Below are 21222 nucleotides of genomic sequence, written 5' to 3' on the forward strand. Positions count from 1 at the left end.
GCTACGACTCGCCGGTGGTGGCGACATCGGGGATGACCCCGAGATCGTCCCGGACTTCGAGCGGCCTCGTGTCGCGGGCAGCAGCGAAACGCAGAACTCCCGCCCGGCATTGCCGGACGGGAGTTCGGGGACCTGGCGGTCGCCTCAGTTGGTACGCGTGGTCGCCGTCAGGTGCGGATACCCCTTGCGCCGGTTGAGAATCGAGATGTCGAAACTCCCGGCGCCGTAGGTATTCGGCCCGCTCGCTGCGCTCCCGGCACCGTCCACCCTATGGGTGTAGACGTTCACCTTGGCCGGCAACAGGATCGGCTTACCCCACCGCACCGTGTAGGTGACGGCGTCGGGCAGTTGCGCCTCGACGTTGGCGACAGCGGCTGCCGCGCTCCACATTCCGTGCGCGATGGCCTTCGGGAAGCCGAACGCCTTGGCGGTCAGATCGCCCATGTGGATCGGGTTGCGATCCCCCGACGCCGCCGCGTACTCGCGGATCTTGGCCAAGTCGACGGTGAGTACCGCATCCGGTGGTGGTGGCGCCTGATCCCGCGGAGCCGGCCCGCGCGGTTCGTCGGAGAGGCTGGTGCGTTGTTGTTTGAGGAACGTTGCCACCTGCCGGGTCACCAGCTCGGTGCCGACGTTGATCTCCGAGACCATGTCGATGAGCATGCCCTTGCGGTGTTCACGCAGGTTCTCGGCGTGATTCACGATGGTCAGCGGCTCGTCGATCCCGATCGGTCGCAGTCGCGTGATGGTGTTCTCCAGATGCACCGAACCGACTGCGCCGAAAGGGAAGTCGCCGTCGGTCATGATCTTCATGGCCAGCGGGAACTGCAGCACGAACGGGTAGGTGATCGGCAGCGTCGGGCCGAACTGCTGACCCGTCGCCCGGGTGTAGGCCAGCAGCCGGTCCGGATCGATGCGGATGTTCTCGAGCCGGTAGCGCCGGTCCGGGATGGTCGCGTCGGCGCGGATCCGGGCGGGCTTGCCGATCACCGGGAGCATCGCGGTGACCGCCTTGGAGTAGACGTCGGCGGTGCTCGGCGGCGACGAGAGGGTGATGGTCTTGCTCATCACGCCCCCAGGAATCCCTGGCCGCAGACCCGGACCACGTTGCCGGTGATGGCGTTGGAGGCCGGATTGGCAAAGTAGGCAACGGTTTCGGCGACATCGATGGTCTGACCGCCCTGCTGCAGCGAACTCATCAGGCGGCCGGCCTCGCGGGTGGCCAGCGGGATCGCGGCGGTCATCTTGGTCTCGATGAAACCGGGGGCGACGGCGTTGATCGTGATGCCCTTCTCGGCGAGCAGCGGGGCGTAGGTGTCGACGAGACCGATCACGCCGGCCTTGGAGGCGCCGTAGTTGGTCTGGCCGCGGTTACCCGCGATACCCGCGATCGACGACACGTCGATCACCGCGCCGCCAGGCTTCAACGCGTCCTTCTCGACGAGGGCGTTGACCAACTGCTGTGGCGCGATCAGATTGACCGAGATCACCGAATTCCAGCGCGCCGCATCCATGTTGGCGAGCAGCTTGTCGCGGGTGATGCCGGCGTTGTTGACGATGATGTCGATGCCGCCATGGCGCGCGAGCGCATGCTCGGCGAGCTTCTCGCCGGCGTCGGGTGCGCTGACGTCGAGCGGCAACGAGGTGCCGCCGACCTTGTTGGCGGTCTCGGCCAGGGCCTCGCCGGCAGCCGGGATGTCGGCGCAGATGACGTGGGCGCCATCGCGGGCCAGCACCTCGGCGATCGTCGCGCCGATACCGCGGGCGGCACCGGTCACCACTGCCACCTTGCCCTCGAGCGGCTTGTCCCAACTCGCGGGCGCGGTGGCGTCGTCGGCGCCGACGCGGATCACCTGGGCGTCGACGAAGGCCGACTTCGCCGACAGCACGAAGCGCAGCGTCGACTCCAGGCCGGTGAGCCCGGTCTTGGCGTCGGGGGAGACGTAGACGAGCTGCACGGTCGACCCCTTGAGGAGTTCCTTGCCGAGCGAGCGGGTGAATCCCTCGAGGGCGCGCTGGGCGACATGCTCATCGGGATCGGTGACGAGTTCGGGGGTGGTGCCGAGCACGACGAAGCGCGCACAGGCCGCCGTCGAGCGCATGACCGGCTGGAAGAACTCGAAGAGCTGCTCGAGCTCGGCGGGGGAGGCGATCCCGGTGGCGTCGAAGACCAGACCGCCGTACTTGTCGGCGCTGCGACCGGTGGTGGCGTTCTCGATCAGCGTGTAGTCGGGACCCGAGAGCAGCTCACGCAGCGGCTCGACGAGACGGCCGGACCCGCCGAGCAGCACCGGTCCCGGCAGCGGCGGCTCGGAGGCCTTGTAGCGCCGCAGAGGTGGCGGGACGGGCAGTCCGGCCTGCTTGGCGATGAACGCACCCGGCCCGGAGTGCACGAAACTCGAGTACAGGCCTGCGGTCGTGGAGTTGGCAGCCACGTGAATCTCCTCTGAATTGTTCTCACGCTCGGTGTGATCGAGGACGCTGCTGGGTGGAGCGCCGTTCGACATCTAACTTACTCTGGAGTAAGAATACGTTAAAGGTACCAATCGACACCTGGGAGATCTCTCGTGGCCAACACACCCAAGACCCGCACCGAGCGCCCGGTCGCGATCCTCGGCGGCAACCGCATTCCGTTCGCGCGGCAGGACAAGGCATATGCCAAGGTCAGCAACCAAGACATGTTCACCGCGGCCCTTGACGGCCTCGTCAGTCGCTACAGCCTCCAGGGTGAACGACTCGGCATGGTGGCCGGTGGCGCCGTCCTGAAACTGTCGCGTGATTTCAATCTCATCCGCGAATCCGTGCTGGGATCGGCCCTCTCGCCCTACACCCCGGCCTTCGACATCCAGCAGGCGTGCGGCACCGGCCTGCAGGCGATCACCGCCGTCGCCGACGGCATCGCGCGCGGACGCTACGACGTCGCCGTCGGCGGTGGCGTCGACACCACCTCCGACGCACCGATCGGCGTCTCCGAGGGCTTCCGTCGCGGCCTGCTCGAGGTGAACCGGGCCCGTAGCACCCAGGACCAGGTCCTCGGACTCCTCAAGGCACTGCCCAAGCTCGGCATCGAGATCCCGCGCAACGGCGAGCCCCGCACCGGGATGTCGATGGGTGAGCACGCGGCGATCACCGCCAAGGAGTTCGGCATCAAGCGTGCCGACCAGGACGCGCTGGCCGCGGCCAGCCATCAGAAGATGGCCGCCGCCTACGACGCCGGCTTCTTCGACGACCTGGTCACCCCGTTCCTCGGCCTGACCCGTGATCAGAACCTGCGTGGCGACTCCAGCGTCGAGAAGCTCGCCAAGCTCAAGCCGGTCTTCGGGGTGTCGCTGGGCGACGCCACCATGACCGCGGGCAATTCGACGCCGCTGACCGACGGTGCGTCGACCGTGCTGCTCGCCAGCGACGAGTGGGCACAGGACAAGGGCATCCCGGTGCTGGCGTACTTCGTCGACTCCGAGTCCGCGGCGGTCGATTACGTCAACGGCCCCGACGGCCTGCTGATGGCCCCCACCTACGCCGTCCCGCGTCTGCTCGAGCGCAACGGCCTCACCTTGCAGGACTTCGACTTCTACGAGATCCACGAGGCGTTCGCCTCGGTGGTGCTCGCGACCCTGCAGGCATGGGAGTCCGAGGAGTACTGCAAGGAGCGGCTGGGCCTGGACAAGGCGCTCGGCGCGATCGACCGCAGCAAGCTCAACGTCAACGGCTCGTCGCTGGCCGCCGGACACCCCTTCGCCGCCACCGGCGGACGCATCGTCGCCCAGGCGGCCAAGCAGATCAAGGAGAACGGCGGCGGGCGCGCGCTGATCTCGATCTGCGCCGCGGGCGGCCAGGGCGTCACCGCGATCATCGAAGGCTGAGTGGGATTCTTCAGCGCGGGATTCCTCCGATGAATGGACACCCCGTGTTGTAACGAAGACGAAAGTCCCGTAGATATACGGGGTAGCTTCGGTTGAGCTGTCAGACCCCCGACCCGACAGCTCAACCGGAGCGCCTCTCACAGAGGGCCTGACCAGCGTGTATTCGCCGGTCAGGCCCTCGATTGCGTTGTGGGGAGAAGCCGCCCGGGTCGCATTGGCCGGATTTGTTCGGTATGAGTGACAGCGTGGGATCAGCGCGACGACGTCGATGGCGGGTGGGCGCACGAATCACCACAGGTGTGATCTCCGTCATACTACTGACGTTGTCCATGGATCTTCTGGTCACCTCGGGGCACACGGCCCGCGGCGCGGTCACCGCCGGCCGCGACGTCGGCAACCTGTCCCCGGTGCGCCTGGACCATCGGCTCGACGAGATGATGCAGCAGGCGAGCGTACCCGTGCGACTGCGCACCGAATCCGGCTCGGCGACCGTCGACCCCGCGGCGTTGGGCGTGATGTTCGACGCCGAGGCGACCGCGGCGGCCCTGCAACGTCAGCCGCGTAGTCCGCTCACCCGGTTGCTGGCGCTCTTCGGCCGCACACACGACGTCGCGCCGGTCGTCCGGGTCGACGCCGCACGCTTCGACGAGGCGATCGCCGGTCATCACCGCGATCTCGAACGGTCCGCGGTGGACGGTGGGGTGCACTACGCCGGTGCCACGCCGGTCGCCGATCTGCCCGCTGCCGGTCGCCGCGTCGACCGGGATGCGGCGCGCGCGGTACTGGCCCGCGAATGGCTCGACGGAGACGTCGTGGACCTGCCGATGGAACCGTTCGCGCCGAGCGTGAGTGCCGAGGTGGTGCGCGCGACCGTCGCGGGTCCGGCGACGCGGGCGGTGTCCGACGACGTCGAGATCTCCGGCCGAGGTGGCGTTCGGGTCAGCCTGTCTCCCAGGCAGATCGGCGCGATCCTCACTTTCGTCCCCGACGGTCGGGGAGGGCTCGTCGCATACGTCGACCGCCAACGCGGTCGTACGGCGCTGGCCGCGCTGCGCGACTCCGAGAGCCGGCCCGCCGATGCGAGATTCTCGTTGGCGACGGGACGCCCGCGGGTCGTGCCCGCCCGCAACGGCGCACGCGTCGACTGGGACAAGACCTTCGCCGCAGTCGAACGCGCCGTCGTCGGCACCGGACCGCGCACCGTCGCAGCCGCCTACCGGACGGTGCCGCCCGCGTTGTCCACCGAGAAGGCCCGCTCGCTCGGGGTCACCGAGGTGATCGGCGAGTTCACCACCGGCGGTTTCTCGTCGGCGTCGGGCGAGAACATCCGGCTGGTCGCGGCCGAGGTTGACGGGGCGCTGATCCTGCCGGGCAAGAACTTCTCCCTCAACACCCACACCGGGCCGCGGGGCAGCGCGCAGGGCTACGTCAGCTCGACGATCATCGATCACGGCCGCGCGTCGAACGCGGTGGGCGGCGGTATCTCCCAGTTCGCCACCACGCTCTACAACGCCGCCTACTTCGCCGGGCTCGCCGACGTCGACCACACCGAACACGCCTACTACATCTCGCGGTACCCCGAAGCGCGGGAGGCGACGGTGTTCGAGGGCGCCATCGACCTCGTCATCGGCAACACCTCGCGCCACGGCGTCCTGATCGAGACCACGTGGAGCCCGTCGTCGGTGACGGTTCGGCTGTGGGGCACGACAAGTGTCGAGGTCCAGTCGATCACCGGGGAGCGACACGCCTACACCACGCCAGAGGTGCGCCGGGTGCCCCGCGGGCCCGACTGCATCGCGAGCCGTGGCAGCCGCGGATTCACCACCAGCGACACCCGGGTCATCACCGACGCCCGCACCGGCGCACTGATCAGCAGGCACACCCGAACCGTGCGCTACGCGCCGGAGCCGATCGTGCGGTGCATCTGACGCCGACGGCGCCCTCCCCATCGCCGACAGCGCTCTTCCCGACGCCGACGGCGCTGCGCCGGCTATTCCGTCGGCTCACCACGGCGCCTGCCCGACCGCGGTGAGTACACAGGCGCCGAGCAGAACCACCGCCGTGACCCCGTGGATTCCGAGTGCGCGGGATCGGCTGCCGTGTTGCCCGAGCACGATCAGCATGTCGCCGAGCGGGATCAGCGCCAGCACGCCGAGGAGCAGGGGCAGTCGATCGGTGCCGGCAACGAGGAATGCGAGTACCAGAACACCGGTCGTCACATCACGGATGCCCTTGACCTGCCACCATCCACGGTCGTGGGGCGACAGCGACGTCGGCAGGCCGAAACCGGCGGCGTTGGTGGCGTTGCGGGCCAGGTAGGCGGCGCCGATCACGATGATGCCCAGCGCGATCACCACACCGATCGCCGCCCCGGTCCACCACAGGATGCTGGTCATGGTTGGCCCTCAGGGCGGGTGAAGCTCGTTGTCATCGTTCGCACCTTCCTGTTGTTATCGATGGAAAGAAATCTAACACCGATAACAAGATCTATCAATGGTAGGTTTCGACCATGGGTGGTGCACAGGATCGGCGCGCGCGAGAGCGCGCCGAACGTCGGGATCGGGTGGTCGAGGCGGCGCGCGACTTGGCGGAGCGTGACGGATGGTCCGCGGTGACCACCCGCCGGCTGGCCGACGAGATCGAATACACGCCGCCAGTCCTCTATCAGCATTTTCCCGGCGGGCGCGACGAGATCGTGACGGCGGTGGCGTTGCTCGGATTCGCGGAGTTCGTCGCGTCGGTGTCCGGCGACACGGAGACCGAAGGCGGGGTCGGCGGCCTCATCGATGCGTATCTTGCTTTCGCGCAACGCAATCCGGCTACGTACGAGGCGATGTTCGCCATGCCGATCGCCGCGCGGTTCGCTCACGACGAGACTCCTGAGATCATGCGTCGCGCATTCTCGATCTTCGTCGAGGCTCTCGGTGGCGGGGATGCCCTCGGTGAGGACGTCGGCGTTCAGGTGCGCGCGGAACTGCTGTGGAGCGCGCTGCACGGGGTGTGTGAGTTGCGCAGGTGCGGGCGGCTGGACCCCTCGATGGAGTCCGCGAGGCGGGCTGAGCTCGTCGCAGTGTTCGAAGGCCGGTCACTTACCGACTGATCGCTCGGCCCCGGGTTGTTAGACCAGTCACACGGCGTCGTAGTCTGTCGACGTGGATATCAACGGAGCAAGTGCAATCGTGACGGGTGGGGCGTCGGGCATCGGCGCCGCGGTGGTTCGCCAGCTGGCGGCCAAGGGGGCGAAGGTCATCATCGCCGACCTCAATGCAGAAAAGGGTGGTGAGCTCGCCAAGGAGATCGACGGCAAGTTCGTCGCCGTGGACGTGACCAAGACCGAGGATCTCGAGAACGCGGTCAACCAGGCGACCGAGTTGGGCCCGCTGCGGGTGCTGGTGAACTCGGCCGGTATCGGCTGGGCGCAGCGCACCATCGGCAAGGACGGTGACTTCGCTTCCGCGCACAACCTCGACGCGTACAAGAAGGTCATCGCGATCAACCTGATCGGCACCTTCGATGCCATCCGGCTGGCCGCCACCGCGATGAGCCGCAACGAGCCGCTGGAATCGAACGAGCGGGGCGCGATCGTCAACATGGCGAGCGTCGCGGCATTCGACGGCCAGATCGGCCAGGCGTCGTACTCGTCGTCCAAGGGCGGCGTCGTCGGCATGACCCTGCCGGTCGCGCGTGACCTCGCGGCCGTGGGCGTGCGCGTCAACACCGTCGCCCCCGGCCTGATCGACACCCCGATCTACGGTGAGGGCGAGGCCGCCGAGGCATTCAAGGCCAAGCTCGGCGAGTCGGTGCTGTTCCCGCGTCGTCTCGGCGTGCCCGACGAACTCGCGTCGATGGTCGTCGAGCTCGTCACCAACTCCTACATGAACGCCGAGGTCGTCCGCGTCGACGGCGGCATCCGGATGCCACCGAAGTAGTTCTGGCACAAGTCCTCTCACGGTCACGGCCGCGTCAGACCCTCGGGTCCGACGCGGCCGTGGTGGTTCTCGGGGAATCTCAGGCGCTCATGATCACCTTGAGCGCCTTGGTTTCTGCCGCACGGGAGAACACGTCGTAGGCGTCGATGATCTCGCCGAGCCCGAATCGGTGGCTGATGAACGGCTCCGGGTCGATACGGCGCTGTGCCACCAACTTCAGAAGTGTGCCAAGGGTATTGGTGTTCACCAGGCCCATCGACATCACGATGTTGGAGATCCAGAGGTCCTGGATGGGCAGCTCGACGGGTTTGCCGTGCACACCGACATTGGCGACATGGCCTGCGGGGCGGACGATGTCGAGGCACATCTGGAACGTGTCGGGAATGCCGACGGCCTCGATCGCGACATCGACGCCGAGTCCGTCGGTCATCGCCAGGATCTCTTCGCGCCAACCCGACGAGGTCGACACGACCCCGTCGGTCGCCCCGAACCGGCGGGCCTGCTCGACCCGGTTGGCGTCGATGTCGACGGCGATGACCCGGCTGGGCCCGTAGAGGCCGGCGGTGGCGATGGCGGCGAGCCCGACCGGGCCGGTCCCGATTACCGCGACCACATCACCGGGTTTCACCGCCCCGTGGCGGACGCCGATCTCGTGGCCGGTGGGCAGGATGTCGGAGAGTAACGTGCCCTGCTCGGGGCTGACCGCCGACGGCAGTTTGTGGACCGAGTTCTCGGCGTAGGGCACCCGCACGTACTCGGCCTGGGTGCCGTCGATGAGATGGCCGAAGATCCAGCCGATACCCGACGTGCCCTCGCTACCGAGGCAGTGCGAGTAGACGCCCTGTTTGCAGAACGAGCATTTCCCGCATGAGGAGATGCAGGACAGGATCACCTGGTCGCCGACGGCCAGCGTGGTCACGGCGTCGCCGACCTCGGTGATCGTACCGACGCCCTCGTGTCCGAGAATGCGGCCGGGAGTGACCGCGGGAACGTCACCCTTGAGGATGTGCAGGTCGGTGCCGCAGATCGTCGTCGTATCCATCTTGACGATGACGTCGGTGGGTTCGCTGAGCTTCGGGTCGGGGACGTCCTCCCAAGCCTTCTGGCCGGGACCGTGGAAAACGAGTGCCTTCATCTGGTGTCACCTCACGTGGTCGGGTCCCCCGTGTCTCACGCCCCCGCAATTCACGCTACGTATGCGCGCCCGGCCATGGGTGCCGATCGGTGCCTGCGATGCGTGTCAATATGAGAATTCGCCCCTGATCCGCGCGCAGTTCAGATGCCGGATCAGACCGCGCCTACCCGACCACATCATGAACCGGTGGTTCGCGTGCAAGATTGGACGGCCGACGCGGATGAGGGGGAGCGGCAGCGGTGTGGTGAGGTCGACGACCTGACGGAACTCGGCCCGACAGCCGTCGGCGGGAGTACCTGGGTGAATGGTCCACCGCGTCCACCCCGTCAGGTCGCCGTCCACGCGCGCCTGCAGGACGCCGGCCGCGGGGTCGACGATGTCCTCACGCACGTGCACCCGAAGCGATATCGGCAGCAATGACCGCAGCACCGCATCGCCGGAGGTGTCGTCGACCCTTGTCGCCTCGCGGACCTGCGGCCACCAGGTGGGGTAGGAGTCGGCGTCGGCGAGCGCGGCCAGCACGGTGTGGTGGTCGAAGGGCAGTTGCCAGACGGAGTGCATCCGGAAGGTCCGTGCGCTCACGTCGTCCAGTATGCGCCGAATCGCCGAGGGGCCGGGATCTCGACGGAGATCCCGGCCCCTCGGCTCGTGCGGTGTTCTGTTGTGTCAGAAGGCGGCTTCGTCGAGCTCCATGATCTCGCCGTCGATGTTCTCGACGGTGGTGCGGATCGAGGTGAGCAGCGGGAGCATGTTCTTGGCGAAGAAGCTCGCGACGGCGACCTTGCCCTCGTAGAAAGACTTGTCGTCGCCGGTCACGCCCTCATCGAGCTTGGCCAGCGCGATCTCGGACTGACGCAGGAGCAACCAGCCGATGAGCAGATCGCCGACCGACATCAGGAAGCGCACCGAGCCCAGCCCCACCTTGTAGAGGTCCTTCGGGTTCTCCTGCGCGCCCATCAGATCGCCCGTCAGGGAGGCGGCCATGGCCTGGACGTCCTCGAGGGCGGTCTTGAGCAACGCGCGTTCGGCCTTGAGGCGACCGTTGCCGGCCTCGGTGTCGATGAACGACTGGATCTGTCCGGCAACATGCGCGAGGGCCTGCCCCTTGTCGCGAATGATCTTGCGGAAGAAGAAGTCTTGCGCCTGGATGGCGGTCGTGCCCTCGTAGAGCGAGTCGATCTTCGAGTCACGGATGTACTGCTCGATCGGGTAGTCCTGCAGGAAGCCCGAGCCACCGAAGGTCTGCAGCGACTCGTGGCCGAGGTTGGCGTAGGCACGCTCGGAGCCGACACCCTTGACGATCGGCAGCAGCAGGTCGTTGACCCGGTGCGCCATCTCGGGATCGGCGCCGGAGACGATCTGTGCGGCAACGGAATCCTGGTGCGATGCGGTGTAGAGGTAGATCGCGCGCAGACCCTCGGCATATGCCTTCTGGGTCATCAGCGAACGCCGGACGTCGGGGTGATGGGTGATGGTGACCCGCGGTGCGGCCTTGTCGGTCATCTGCACCATGTCGGCGCCCTGCACTCGCTCCTTGGCGTAGTCGAGAGCGTTGAGGTAACCGGTCGACAGCGTCGAAATTGCCTTGGTGCCCACCATCATTCGCGCATGCTCGATCACCTGGAACATCTGCGCGATGCCCTTGTGAACCTCGCCGACGAGCCAGCCCTTGGCCGGGACGCCGTGCTGGCCGAAGGTGACCTCACAGGTGGCCGACGCCTTGATGCCCATCTTGTGCTCGACGTTGGTGACGAAAACGCCGTTGCGCTCGCCGAGTTCACCTGTCTCGAAGTCGAAATGGAACTTCGGTACGAAGAACAGCGACAGCCCCTTGGTGCCCGGGCCTGCGCCCTCGGGGCGGGCGAGCACCAGGTGGAAGATGTTCTCGGTCATGTCCTGGTCGGCGGAGGTGATGAAGCGCTTCACACCGTCGATGTGCCAGGAGCCGTCCTCCTGCTGAACAGCCTTGGTACGTCCGGCGCCCACATCGGAACCGGCGTCGGGCTCGGTGAGCACCATCGTGGCGCCCCAGCCGCGCTCGGAGCAGATGGCGGCCCACTTCTTCTGCTCGTCGGTTCCGTTGTCGTAGAAGATGTTCGCGAAGCCCGAGCCTGCTGCGTACATGAACACCGGCGGGTTGGCGCCGAGGATCATCTCACCGATTGCCCAGTACAGCGATCGGGGCGCCGGCATGCCACCGAGTTCCTCGTTGACGCCGACCTTGTCCCAGCCACCCTCGACGAGGGCGTTGTAGGACTTCTTGAAGCTTTCCGGGATGGTGACGCTGTGGGTCTCCGGGTCGAAGACCGGCGGGTTGCGGTCGGCCTCGGCGAAGGATTCCGCGATCGGGCCCTCGGCCAGAGTCCGGACCTCGCGGAGCATGTCCACGGCGGTCTCATGATCCAGATCGCCGAACTCCCCCGACTCGAGCACCTTGTCCAGTTCGAAGACCTCGAAGAGGTTGAACTGCAGGTCGCGCATGTTGCTCTTGTAGTGGCCCATTTGGATTCCTATCTGACGCGGGCTGAATCCCTCGCGGGTGGTCGCTGGATGTGTCGGCAGGTGAACTCGTGCAAACGCCCGGTGGATGCTCTGAATGGAACACGACCGAACGACCGCTAAGTTACTCGCCGGTAACCCCAGGATACAACTCGTTCGCAGGGTCGACAAGCCGAGATTTCTGTGACCTCCGCTAACTTCTGCAAGCGCAATGTCCTGTATCGCGAATCTTCGCCTCGTTATCGCGAAACCCGGCGACTAGCCTGTCCGCATGTCCACTGATTCCCTGGTCCTCGGATGTATGTACTTCGGCACGCGCACCGACGACGCCACTTCCCGCGCGCTGGTCGAACGATTCCTGGAACGTGGCGGAACAACGCTTGACACCGCGGACTGCTATGCGTTCTGGGCGTCGGGGACGGGATCGGGCGGACAGAGCGAAGAGATGCTCGGCCGGTGGTTCGCCGACAACCCGGGTGTCCGGGAGCGAGTGACGCTGGCGACGAAGGTTGGGCCGGAGCCCGTTCCCGGACGGCCGGGTGAGGTCGTCGGTCTCGGTCACGAGGTCGTCATGCGTTCGATCGAGGCCAGCCTCGCGCGGCTCCAGGTCGATCACATCGATCTGTACTGGGCGCATCTGGAGGACCGACGGACGCCGATGGCCGAAGTGGTCTCGACGTTCGGCCGACTCGTCGACGACGGCGTGGTCGGACGGATCGGTATCTCGAACCATCCGACGTGGCGCGTGGAGCAGGCGCGCGCCCTGGCGTCGGTCGCCGGCACCGAACCGTTCACCGCATTGCAACTGTCGACGTCGTACGTCCGGCCACGCCCGGACACCGTGGTGCCGGGCAAGGATCACCGCTTCGGATTCGTCACCGACGAGACCATCGACTACGTCACCACCCATCCCGAGATCGAACTGTGGGCGTACAGCCCGCTGATCCAGGGCAGCTTCGACCGCGCCGACCGACCGTTCCCCGAGGCCTACGACCACCCGGGAACAACCCGACGCCTGGCCGAATTGCGCAGCGTCGCAGCCGAGCTGGACGCCACGCCCGGGCAGGTGGTCCTTGCCTGGCTGCTCGGTGGTTCCCCGGTGATCCGGCCGATCGTCGGCGTCAGCACGTTGGCCCAACTCGACGCAGCCCTCGACGCCGCCGAGCTGACCCTCACCGCCGAGCAACGCGCGAGGCTCGACGCCGCGGTCTGATAGCCGGCCTTCGATCCAGTGGTCAGCCCTTCCCCGGTGGTCGAGGTGCGAGCCGCGTGCGGCGAGCCTCGAGACCGCTTGCGCCGGTGCCGGTTCGGCTCGACGGGTGGTGCGGATGCTGATCGGCGGGAGGGGTCTCGAGGCCTCGACCATCAGAACGGATAAATGGCCGTTTCCTGACCGATGTTCGACCGTTCCTCCCCGGTGGTCGAGGGCTTCCGCCATCCGACGCTCGCCCCTTCCCTCGATGGTCGAGGTGCGAGCCGCGTGCGGCGAGCCTCGAGACCCGGCGAGATGAGAGGTATCGCAACCACATCGACGCCCACTTGACGCGCGCGAAAAAAGTTGTCCACAGATTTCTCCGGTCCGGCGTTCGTCGGATCGGTTTTGTCGGTACCCCTTCGTACACTTGTTCTCATCAAGTCCGATCGCGGGAGGGGAGGTTGTTCGGATGTCGACCACGTTGACGTTCACCGATCCGGATGCCGACGCTGCCGCAATCACGTCGATGTCGCGCGATGAGCTCATCGAGATCGGCCCTGATCTGTTGCGCCAATCGCGTAAACACGAGGCCCGGACGTTGCTGGCTGCTGCCGCGTTGGCCGATCGGGTGTACCGCGAGCATCTCGCCGGTCGGTCCGAGACCAGCGTGTGGGGCTCAGTCATCGAGCATGCCGAGAAACTCGGCCGGGCCGAGGTGTCGTTGCAGTTCAAGGTCTCTCGCAGTAAGGCCGGGAGTTGGGTGGCGTTGGCGGAGCTGTTGGAGAAGTTCCCGCTGATCCGTGCCGCCTACCTGAACGGGGAGCACTCGACCAACCGGGTGTCCATCATGGCGCGGGCCGCGCAACGTGCCGGAGACATCGATCTCGACGGCATCGAGGGTGACGACGCGGAGATGTCGTTCGAGAAGATCGTCCTGAACTATGCATCGCGCGCCACCACCGACCCAGTGCTATCGCAGGAGCTCGAGGCAGCGCTGATCTCGATGAACCCCGACAGTGTGATCGAGGACCGCGACACCATCACCGATCTGGTGGGAAATGTGACCATCACCCCCGAGGTTGCCGGGCACTCCACCCTGGATGCGGTCGTCCCCGCGCATTACGGGGTGTTCCTCACAACCCAGATCGAGGCGCTGATCGATGAACGCACCTGCCGCAAGGACCCGCGACGCGTGGGGTCGCTGCGGGTGATCGCCCTCGGGGAGATCACCGGTGTGCCGGGAGCGCACCTCGACTGCGAATGCGGCTTGGAGAGTTGCGCGAAAGGCGGTGCTGCCCGTGACGGGTCGGCAGAGACACCCGCTGACGCTGCGGATGCACAAGCGTGGGACGACCTGTTGCCCGAACCTGTCGACGCCGATGTACCTGAAGTCGAGGACATCGAACCTTCCAGTGCGCCGGAAACTTCCGATGAGCATGACCCAGTTGAGCTGGTGGAGCCGGTCGCGGAACCCGAGATCCCCGACCCGACTGAACCTTCCACCCCTCCTGAGGTGGCGGTGGCATTCGGACGTGCCCTGGTCGTACCCGGGGCACCCGTACTGACGGTGTTGAAGGATCCGGACGGGATTCTCGTGCCTCGGTTGCAGGGATACGGGCCGATCGACCGCGACTACGCCACCGCCCTCGCCGACGTGGCGAAGACCGTCCACTACCCCGAATCCGCCCGTGCCGCGGGACCACTCATCCCGCAGATTTCCGACCGGCCGCAGGCGCCACCGGCGGATCCGACCGGACACGGTGGTCACACCGTGCCACCTCCTGGCGCATTGACGTATGCACCCAGCGCGACATTGCGCGCTGAGGTGCTGGCCAATGATGCCTGGTGCCGGTTTCCGTTCTGCGGGATGCCGTCACACCTGTGCGACCTCGATCATTGGCGACCGTTCAACCACACCGACCCCGAGGCCGGAGGCTGGACGGTGCTCGGTGATCTGATCCCACTGTGCCGGGCCGATCACCAACGCAAACACCTCGCCGAGTGGGTGCCGACGCTCTACACCGATCGGCGGGTGGAGTGGCGAAGCCGACGGACGGGGCAGGTGATTGTCACGTATCCGCGGTGACGGGGTTCCGCTGTGGGATGGAACCAGCTGTGACTCACCGGGTCTCGAGGGCGCTACAACGCCGACCGCAGGTATTCGAGATCGTCGGGGATTCCTTCGGCCGGCGTCTCGAGGATGATGGGTGCGTCGGCCGCTGCCGCGACGGCGACGAGCACCTCGGGATCGATGTGTCCCGACCCCAGATTCGCATGACGGTCGCGGCCGGAGTCGAACTCGTCGCGGGAGTTGTTGAGGTGCACCAGATCGATACGCCCGGTGATCTCCCGGACCCGCTCGACGAGTCCGACGAGATCCTCGCCGCCCGCCCACGCGTGACAGGTGTCGAGACAGAAGCCGGCCTGCTCGAAATCGCCGACCGCCTCCCAGAGTCGATCAATGGCCTCGAGGGTTCGGGCCATCGCATGGTCGCCGCCTGCGGTGTTCTCGATGAGAATCGGGACCCCGAAGCCGCCCTTGTCGACCTGACGGTCGAACAGCTTGCGCCAGTTGGCAAACCCTTCCGCTGAATCCTCCCCGTCGCGCAGGTGGCCGCCGTGGACGACGAGACCGAACGCGCCGAGGTCGGCAGCAGCGGCAGCCTGCTCCTCGACGGCCTTGCGGGAGGGCATGCGGAGCCGGTTGTTCAGGCTGGCCACATTGATCTGGTAACTCGAGTGGACGACGACGTCGATCGGGGAGTCGCGGAAAGCCTGCGCGTCCGGGCGGGGGACCGGCTTCTTCCACTTCTGAGGGTCGGTGACGAACATCTGGAAGACGTCGACGCCGAGGTCCGTCGCGGTGGTCAGCGGGTCGTCATCCTCCCGCAAGTGAGCTCCGATGCGCATGGTGCCAGCTTAGGGCGCGTACGCGAGACCGAACCCCGCAGCCCGCACTCGCCGAACGGTGCAGATCAGTCGTTGGGCTCGGTCTCGACGGTGATCGGCACACCGGACGCGATCAACAGTCGGCAGGGCGCCTCGGTGTCGGGGTACAGGTTCAACCACTGATGGCCGCCGCCGTGCGAGTACACGGACTCCAGGGCGCGGTCGAGCCGCGCTTCGGCCTCTTTGGTGATGATGTAGCGCTGATCGCCGTAGCGCAGGAACCTGTTGGGCATCTACAACCTCCTGACCGGATGCCGGCCTCGCCGATCGGGCACGTGACTCACAACTGCCTGAGCGTGTGATGTGTCCCACTCGGAGTCTATGTCGCGTCGCCGATCGGCGTCGGGCCGTCGGCATCTTCGACACTCCTGACGTGCGAAGGGGCGAGGCGACCGGCCACTTTCAGGAATGTTCATTAGGCTGACTTTGGGTTACGTGTCGGTAGTGCGGTGATGAAGAGGCGGTTTCGCGTGAGTGTTGACGAGGCAATCGACGTGCCCTCGCCGGACGATCACCGCCGACGGCAGGCTCCTGAGCAGGTCGTACGCGAATCCGCCGTGGATCAGAACGGCGCGGGCACCGGCGTCGAGGAGACCGACACCGACGCCGCATTCGGCGACGACAACCCGCCGGACCTCGAACCGATCCTCGCCGACATCGCCGCGGCCGCCGAGATGGAGGCCGAACCCGAGAAGCGTCGCGACCTCACCATGGTCCGCCGGGTCGCGATCGTCGCGTGGGCGCTGTTCATGGTGTGGGAGATCGTCGAGCACGGGCTCGCCTTCGACCGCACCCGCCTGATCATCCTGCTGTGCCTCGGGCTGATCGCGGCCAGTATCGGCCGGCGCCGCGTCATCACCGTCATCATCGACTGGGCGCCGTTCGCGCTGATCCTGTTGCTCTACGACTGGACCCGCAACGTCGCCGAGTTCATCCAGGTCCCGGTGGCCTGGCATCTCGCCCCCGACGTCGACAAGGCCATCTTCGGGGTGGTCCCGACGGTGTGGCTGCAGGCGCACCTGAAGTCGCCGTCGGCGCCGTGGTGGGAGGTCATCACCAGCGTCGTCTACATGTCGTACTTCGTCGTCCCGTACGCGCTCGCGGCCATCCTGTGGCTGCGCAACCGGGCGACGTGGCGACGGTTCGCCGCATGCTTCATCGCCACCACCTTCCTCGGGCTCATCGGATACACGTTCGTGCCCGCGGCACCACCCTGGGCAGCCGCCCGGTGTACCTCCGCGGAGGTCGCCGACGGACCGCGCGAGGCGATCTGCATGACCACCCCGCAGGCCACCCAGCCCGGCGGGATACTCGGTCCCTTCGACCCGAGTCATGCCGGTGCGGCACCGTACGTCGAACGGATCTCGGCCCGCGGATGGGAATTCCTCAACATCCACGTCGCGTCCAACCTCATCGAGATCGGTCAGGGCAAGTCCAACCTGGTCGCAGCCATCCCCTCGCTGCACGCCGCGCTGACGATGCTGCTCGCCCTGTTCATGTGGCCGCGCGTCAAAGCGCTCGGCCGAACTTTGTTCCTGGGGTACGCCTTTGCCATGGCGTTCACCCTCGTCTACACCGCCGAGCATTACGTGTTCGACATCCTGCTCGGCTGGGCGTTGGCGGCCTTCGTCGTCGCCGTCTACCGGCTCGTCGACCGCAAGCTCATTGCGCCACGCAACAGACGCAAGGCGCAGGCAGACGCCGAGGCGTCGCCCGTCGGCTGAGGTGGGCCCGCCGGTTAGGCTGGTCGCGATGCGCGCCCCACGAATCGGTCACCGGCAGTGGTGGCTTCGTGTGTGCGTGGTCGGGCTGCTCGCAATCGCGGTGCTGCTCATGCACTCTCTCGTCGCCGGCGCCCCGCGTGAAGCGCACGCTGCACCTCACCAGAGCCCTGAACACCACAGCACTGAACACCACAGCACCGAACACCACAGCATCGCAACGATGACCAATGCCGCGGACCCGGAAGTCTCCCACATGAGCGACGCCGGTGACTGCGTCCTGGGCCACCACTGCGTCTTCGTGCGCGCCGACGACGCGCCACTGCCGCCGGTCATCCTGCTGGTGCTCGTCTGGGGCTTCGCGGCGCTACCCGCCCTCATGGGCATCGCGCCCGCACTCCTCGGACACCTCGGGCGACCACCACCCTGGGCGCAGCCCACGCATCTGAGCCTGTCGGTGATCCGCTGCTGATGGACCGGTCCCAGACCACCATCACAGCCATATCGACCATCACACAGGAGCTTTCAGATGTCTCTTCGCACCATCCGCAGGGCCGCTTCGGCGGCAACAGCACTCGCCGCGGCCGCGTTGATCGTGGCGGGCTGTTCGTCGTCGGAGTCCTCGTCGCCCACCGGGCACTCGGGACACGGCACGACGGCAACCTCGTCGCCCCACAACGCGGCGCACAACCAGGCCGATGTCATGTTCAACCAGATGATGATCCCGCACCACGAGCAGGCGGTCGAGATGGCCGACCTGGTGCCCAGCCGTACCGACAATGCCCAATTGCGCGCGCTGGCAACGCAGATCAGGAATGCCCAGCAGCCCGAGATCGATCAGATGACCGCACGGCTGAAGTCTTGGGGCGTCGCGGTCGACGACGGCGGCGACCATGGCGGCCACTCGATGAGCGGCGACATGGGCGGGATGATGTCCGACGCGCAGATGACGTCGCTCGAGAACGCCCGTGGCGCGCAATTCGACACGCTGTGGTTGCAGGGCATGATCGCCCATCACCAAGGGGCGATCACGATGGCCGATGCGGAACTCGCCGGCGGGATCGACCCTGAATCACGGTCGCTGGCAACGCAGATCAAGAACACCCAGCAGGCCGAGATCGATCAGATGAACGTCATGCTGGGACGGTAGGCCCACCTCGACGCTGTATTTCACCTGCGCCATCAGCCGCGCCGCAGCGGCAGCCGCATCAGGTAGACCTGATAGCCGAACGACACGGAATAGGTGAAATACAGCGTCGGGCCCGACGTCGACCATGGATGGATGAACGGTGCGTAACCCGAGTACGGGTCGTCGCGGGAGACGACGAGTTCGCCGGCCGACCACGGTCCCTCGGGCCGATCCGCGGTCCGCAGCTTGACGCCCGGCTCGGTCTGCACCAGCGAGATGTATTTGCCCAGATACGAATCCCACGCCACCGACATCTCCCCGTTCTTGGGTGGCATGATCGGTGTCGCTGCTCCCGGGACGCGTGGCACCCACCGGCCGTTCGAGAAGTACTCGTAGGCGTTGATGTTCTCCATCTGCGACGCCGGGACACGAGCCAGATAGACTGCGCCCCAACGGCTGTCGGGTGTTCCGTATTGATACACGGTGTCGCCGACCTTGAGGTAGGCGGCCATCTGGAACTTGACGTTGCCGCCCGAGTTGGGGCGTTGCGGTCCCACACGCCGCCAGGTGCGTCCGTTGTCGTCGGAGCGGGCGAGGCCGGAGAAATTGGTGACCCAATGACTGTTGGCCACCCAGTGTTTGACCGACATGAAGTTCAGGTACTGCGTCTTGCCCACGGCCACACCGGCGGTCGGGATCAGGGTGATCTCCTTGCGGAGGTCGGGTTTGAGCAATCGGCTGGCATACCCGGGTGGTCCGGTGTGGCCGGTGAAGGTCATGCCGTCGGCCAGGTTGTGATCGGTGCTGCGCAACAACACATTCGAGCGCCAGTGGAACAACGACCCGTAGAGCAGGGACCGCCCGTCGAAGGACTGGGTATCGCCGAAGGCGGTCAGGATCTCGCCACGTCCGTTGTCCCACATGACGCCGAGGTCGGTGCCGAGGATGTCGTAGCGCCCGAGGGTGTCGTTGATGGCGCCGGGGCCGGTGAGTCGGGCGACGGTACCGGCCATGCCTGCGGCGTACGTCGTGGCGCCGGCCGGTCCGCCGCCCACGCCCGCCACCATCAGGCCGATCGTCGTGACCGCGATGGCCACCGCCGTTCTCGGGCCCAGGGGAACGGATCTCGGGCGCAGACGGGGCCGGGTCATGTGGTGGACCCTAGCAAAGTTCGATCACGCTTCGCGATACCGGCCGCGCAGATCAACGTTGGTGAAGTCGATTTCGGCCGCGGCGTTGTTCACCGCCGTCACCATTCCGACGCCCCACATCCCGTCGACGTCGTACAGCCCGGCCGTCGACGCCGAGATCCCGTCGTGCTCGGTGTGCGAGTCGGCTTCGACGCCGATGCGATCACCACGCGGCAACCGCGACAGGGCCACGGTCAGATCGCAATTGATGAAACCGATCCCCGTGGTTCCCCAATTGCAGATCAGGCTGGTCGATTCGGCGCTGATCGCGGCACGCACGAACGGTGTCAGTTCCGCCCCGACGACCGCCGGTGCGGCCCGTGTCCACACCCGTTTGCGCAGCCCGTTCTGGTGGTTGCCCATGTTCGAGTCCCATTCCCCGACACCAGCGGCGTCGGAGGCGAAGCGGGGTGCCCAGTCGTCGACCGCGGTCGTCGGCGGCGAGAAGGTGCGGGCCCCGACATCACGTTGCCACCGCTGCCCCGGCGGATTCTGCGACTCGCGCAGGAACACCGCGGTCGCCCGCGCCACGATCACCTCAGCCTCTGCCGCGCTGTCGTCGGGGAACTGCACGACGTCGACCTCGGCGACCCGAATCCGCCCACCCGATCGCAGCACACGGGCTCGGGTGCTGGTCGGTATCTCCCGCGCCGCCTTGAACAGGTCGATGGTGAAACGTGCCGCCCGGAAACCCGGCTCGGCGATCCGCTGCTCGGCTGCATGCGCGGCCAGCGCGCAGACCGCGGGTCCGTTGAGGGTGCCCGGCGCCCACAGGCTGCGGGCGTAGGCGAGCGGCAACACCCGCCCATCGGTGTCGGGCCGGAAGAAGGCGATATCGCTCACGTCATCTTGTCTACCGGTTCACCCCCTGCGGGTGATGCGCGGGTCGATCGGGCGATACCGCCGAGAGTCCTTCGGCCCAACCTGCGCCGACCTCTCATCCCTCACACCGAATTCGGGATAATCTTCGGCAATGACATTCGGTGTGAACACCAGACAATTCCCGAACGAGATCATCGGCGCGGTCCGCACGGCATTGATCGTGACGTCCATCGTCGGGATCGTGCTCGGCCTCGTCGCCGTCTTCTGGCCCCGCGCGACCACTCTCGTGCTCGCCGTGCTGTTCGGCATCTCGCTGATCATCGCCGGAATCTTCCGGCTCTACTAGGCATTTGCCGCGACGTTTCTCTCCACCGGGTTACGGGCGCTGCTCGGCGTCGTCGGTGTGCTGACCCTGCTCGTCGGCATCATCGCCCTGTTCAGCCCGGGTGACGCGGTGTGGTTGCTCGCATTGTTCATCGGCATCGGCTGGATCTTCCAGGGCGTGCACGACCTGTTCAGTGCGGTGTCCGGTTCACAACACTCCCCGACCTGGTTCCTGATCCTCTCCGGCGTGATCTCGGTGATCGCCGGCATCGTGATGATCGTCCTCGGTCAGTACGCAGTCACCGTGGTCGTCTTCGTCGGCGGCGTCATGCTCGTCGTCATCAGCATCGTCACGCTGTGCACGCTGCCCAAGAAGATCGAGAGCGGCCCCGACACCCTCTGAGCGCGTCGCGCGCGAACAATCGAAAAGAAGGGCCGCAACCGGTTTCCGGTTGCGGCCCTTCGA

19 protein-coding genes and 1 pseudogene are annotated in these 21222 nt (G+C 66.6%); 10 read left to right on the plus strand and 10 right to left on the minus strand.

Annotation, left to right across the window (positions count from 1 at the left end; translation table 11 throughout):
• Nucleotides 1-144: 144 nt before the first annotated feature.
• Nucleotides 145-1068, minus strand: a complete 924-nt coding sequence (locus GOPIP_RS09490) for a MaoC family dehydratase (protein ID WP_006369430.1) — start codon at nt 1066-1068, stop codon at nt 145-147.
• Complete coding sequence (locus tag GOPIP_RS09495) at nt 1068-2435, minus strand: 3-oxoacyl-ACP reductase (RefSeq protein WP_006369431.1); 1368 nt, start codon at nt 2433-2435, stop codon at nt 1068-1070. Before GOPIP_RS09495 ends, GOPIP_RS09490 begins: the two co-directional genes overlap by 1 nt.
• Nucleotides 2436-2567: 132 nt before the next feature.
• Here GOPIP_RS09495 and GOPIP_RS09500 point away from each other — a divergent pair, with 132 nt between their 5' ends.
• Both GOPIP_RS09500 and GOPIP_RS09505 read left to right on the plus strand, forming a co-directional pair.
• Complete coding sequence (locus GOPIP_RS09500; protein ID WP_006369432.1) at nt 2568-3863, plus strand: acetyl-CoA C-acetyltransferase; 1296 nt, start codon at nt 2568-2570, stop codon at nt 3861-3863.
• A gap of 233 nt (nt 3864-4096) precedes the next feature.
• Nucleotides 4097-5791 carry a VanW family protein gene (locus GOPIP_RS09505; protein WP_210738957.1) on the plus strand — a complete coding sequence of 565 codons (1695 nt, stop codon included), beginning with the start codon at nt 4097-4099 and terminating at the stop codon, nt 5789-5791.
• A gap of 75 nt (nt 5792-5866) precedes the next feature.
• Here the strand turns inward: GOPIP_RS09505 and GOPIP_RS09510 are convergent, their stop codons facing one another.
• The gene (locus tag GOPIP_RS09510; RefSeq protein ID WP_006369434.1) at nt 5867-6259 is read right to left on the minus strand and encodes a DUF4267 domain-containing protein; all 393 of its coding nucleotides are present in this window, start codon (nt 6257-6259) and stop codon (nt 5867-5869) included.
• Between the two features lie 113 nt (nt 6260-6372).
• Here GOPIP_RS09510 and GOPIP_RS09515 point away from each other — a divergent pair, with 113 nt between their 5' ends.
• Nucleotides 6373-6963, plus strand: coding sequence for a TetR/AcrR family transcriptional regulator (locus GOPIP_RS09515; protein WP_006369435.1), 591 nt, complete (start codon nt 6373-6375; stop codon nt 6961-6963).
• Between the two features lie 52 nt (nt 6964-7015).
• The gene (locus GOPIP_RS09520) at nt 7016-7792 is read left to right on the plus strand and encodes an SDR family NAD(P)-dependent oxidoreductase (protein WP_014358650.1); all 777 of its coding nucleotides are present in this window, start codon (nt 7016-7018) and stop codon (nt 7790-7792) included.
• A 79-nt stretch (nt 7793-7871) separates the two neighbouring features.
• Here the strand turns inward: GOPIP_RS09520 and GOPIP_RS09525 are convergent, their stop codons facing one another.
• The 3 genes from GOPIP_RS09525 to GOPIP_RS09535 all read right to left on the minus strand — a co-directional run bounded on the left by GOPIP_RS09525 (nt 7872) and on the right by GOPIP_RS09535 (nt 11429).
• Nucleotides 7872-8927: a zinc-dependent alcohol dehydrogenase family protein gene (locus GOPIP_RS09525; protein WP_006369437.1), complete on the minus strand. Its 1056-nt coding sequence runs from the start codon at nt 8925-8927 to the stop codon at nt 7872-7874.
• Nucleotides 8928-9032: 105 nt separating this feature from the next.
• Nucleotides 9033-9509 (minus strand): SRPBCC family protein, encoded by a 477-nt coding sequence (locus GOPIP_RS09530; protein WP_231386770.1) that lies wholly within the window; start codon nt 9507-9509, stop codon nt 9033-9035.
• A gap of 84 nt (nt 9510-9593) precedes the next feature.
• Nucleotides 9594-11429: an acyl-CoA dehydrogenase gene (locus GOPIP_RS09535; protein WP_006369439.1), complete on the minus strand. Its 1836-nt coding sequence runs from the start codon at nt 11427-11429 to the stop codon at nt 9594-9596.
• Between the two features lie 268 nt (nt 11430-11697).
• Here GOPIP_RS09535 and GOPIP_RS09540 point away from each other — a divergent pair, with 268 nt between their 5' ends.
• Both GOPIP_RS09540 and GOPIP_RS09545 read left to right on the plus strand, forming a co-directional pair.
• Nucleotides 11698-12639: an aldo/keto reductase gene (locus tag GOPIP_RS09540; protein WP_006369440.1), complete on the plus strand. Its 942-nt coding sequence runs from the start codon at nt 11698-11700 to the stop codon at nt 12637-12639.
• A 451-nt stretch (nt 12640-13090) separates the two neighbouring features.
• On the plus strand, nt 13091-14707 hold the full coding sequence (locus GOPIP_RS09545; RefSeq protein ID WP_006369441.1) for an HNH endonuclease signature motif containing protein: 1617 nt from the start codon (nt 13091-13093) through the stop codon (nt 14705-14707).
• A gap of 53 nt (nt 14708-14760) precedes the next feature.
• On the opposite strand, the gene GOPIP_RS09550 is transcribed toward GOPIP_RS09545, so the two are convergent.
• Entirely contained in the window at nt 14761-15531 is a 771-nt protein-coding gene (locus GOPIP_RS09550) for a deoxyribonuclease IV (protein WP_006369442.1), read from the minus strand.
• A gap of 65 nt (nt 15532-15596) precedes the next feature.
• Nucleotides 15597-15803 carry a hypothetical protein gene (locus GOPIP_RS09555; protein WP_006369443.1) on the minus strand — a complete coding sequence of 69 codons (207 nt, stop codon included), beginning with the start codon at nt 15801-15803 and terminating at the stop codon, nt 15597-15599.
• A 237-nt stretch (nt 15804-16040) separates the two neighbouring features.
• Between GOPIP_RS09555 and GOPIP_RS09560 the strand changes: the two genes are divergently transcribed.
• The 3 genes from GOPIP_RS09560 to GOPIP_RS09575 are packed head-to-tail and all read left to right on the plus strand — an operon-like array spanning nt 16041 to nt 18441.
• On the plus strand, nt 16041-17294 hold the full coding sequence (locus tag GOPIP_RS09560; protein WP_006369444.1) for a phosphatase PAP2 family protein: 1254 nt from the start codon (nt 16041-16043) through the stop codon (nt 17292-17294).
• A gap of 28 nt (nt 17295-17322) precedes the next feature.
• Entirely contained in the window at nt 17323-17763 is a 441-nt protein-coding gene (locus GOPIP_RS09565; protein WP_006369445.1) for a hypothetical protein, read from the plus strand.
• 57 nt (nt 17764-17820) lie between these two features.
• Nucleotides 17821-18441, plus strand: a complete 621-nt coding sequence (locus tag GOPIP_RS09575; RefSeq protein WP_014358657.1) for a DUF305 domain-containing protein — start codon at nt 17821-17823, stop codon at nt 18439-18441.
• A gap of 32 nt (nt 18442-18473) precedes the next feature.
• Here the strand turns inward: GOPIP_RS09575 and GOPIP_RS09580 are convergent, their stop codons facing one another.
• The gene (locus tag GOPIP_RS09580; protein WP_006369448.1) at nt 18474-19517 is read right to left on the minus strand and encodes a glycoside hydrolase family 183 protein; all 1044 of its coding nucleotides are present in this window, start codon (nt 19515-19517) and stop codon (nt 18474-18476) included.
• A 78-nt stretch (nt 19518-19595) separates the two neighbouring features.
• Nucleotides 19596-20453 (minus strand): acyl-CoA thioesterase domain-containing protein, encoded by an 858-nt coding sequence (locus GOPIP_RS09585; RefSeq protein ID WP_006369449.1) that lies wholly within the window; start codon nt 20451-20453, stop codon nt 19596-19598.
• A 130-nt stretch (nt 20454-20583) separates the two neighbouring features.
• On the opposite strand from GOPIP_RS09585, the pseudogene GOPIP_RS09590 reads away from it, so the two are divergent.
• Nucleotides 20584-21159, plus strand: a pseudogene (locus tag GOPIP_RS09590) (HdeD family acid-resistance protein).
• The last annotated feature ends 63 nt before the right edge of the window (nt 21160-21222 follow it).

It is taken from the genome of Gordonia polyisoprenivorans NBRC 16320 = JCM 10675 (assembly GCF_000241325.1).
Taxonomy (GTDB): Bacteria; Actinomycetota; Actinomycetes; order Mycobacteriales; family Mycobacteriaceae; genus Gordonia; species Gordonia polyisoprenivorans.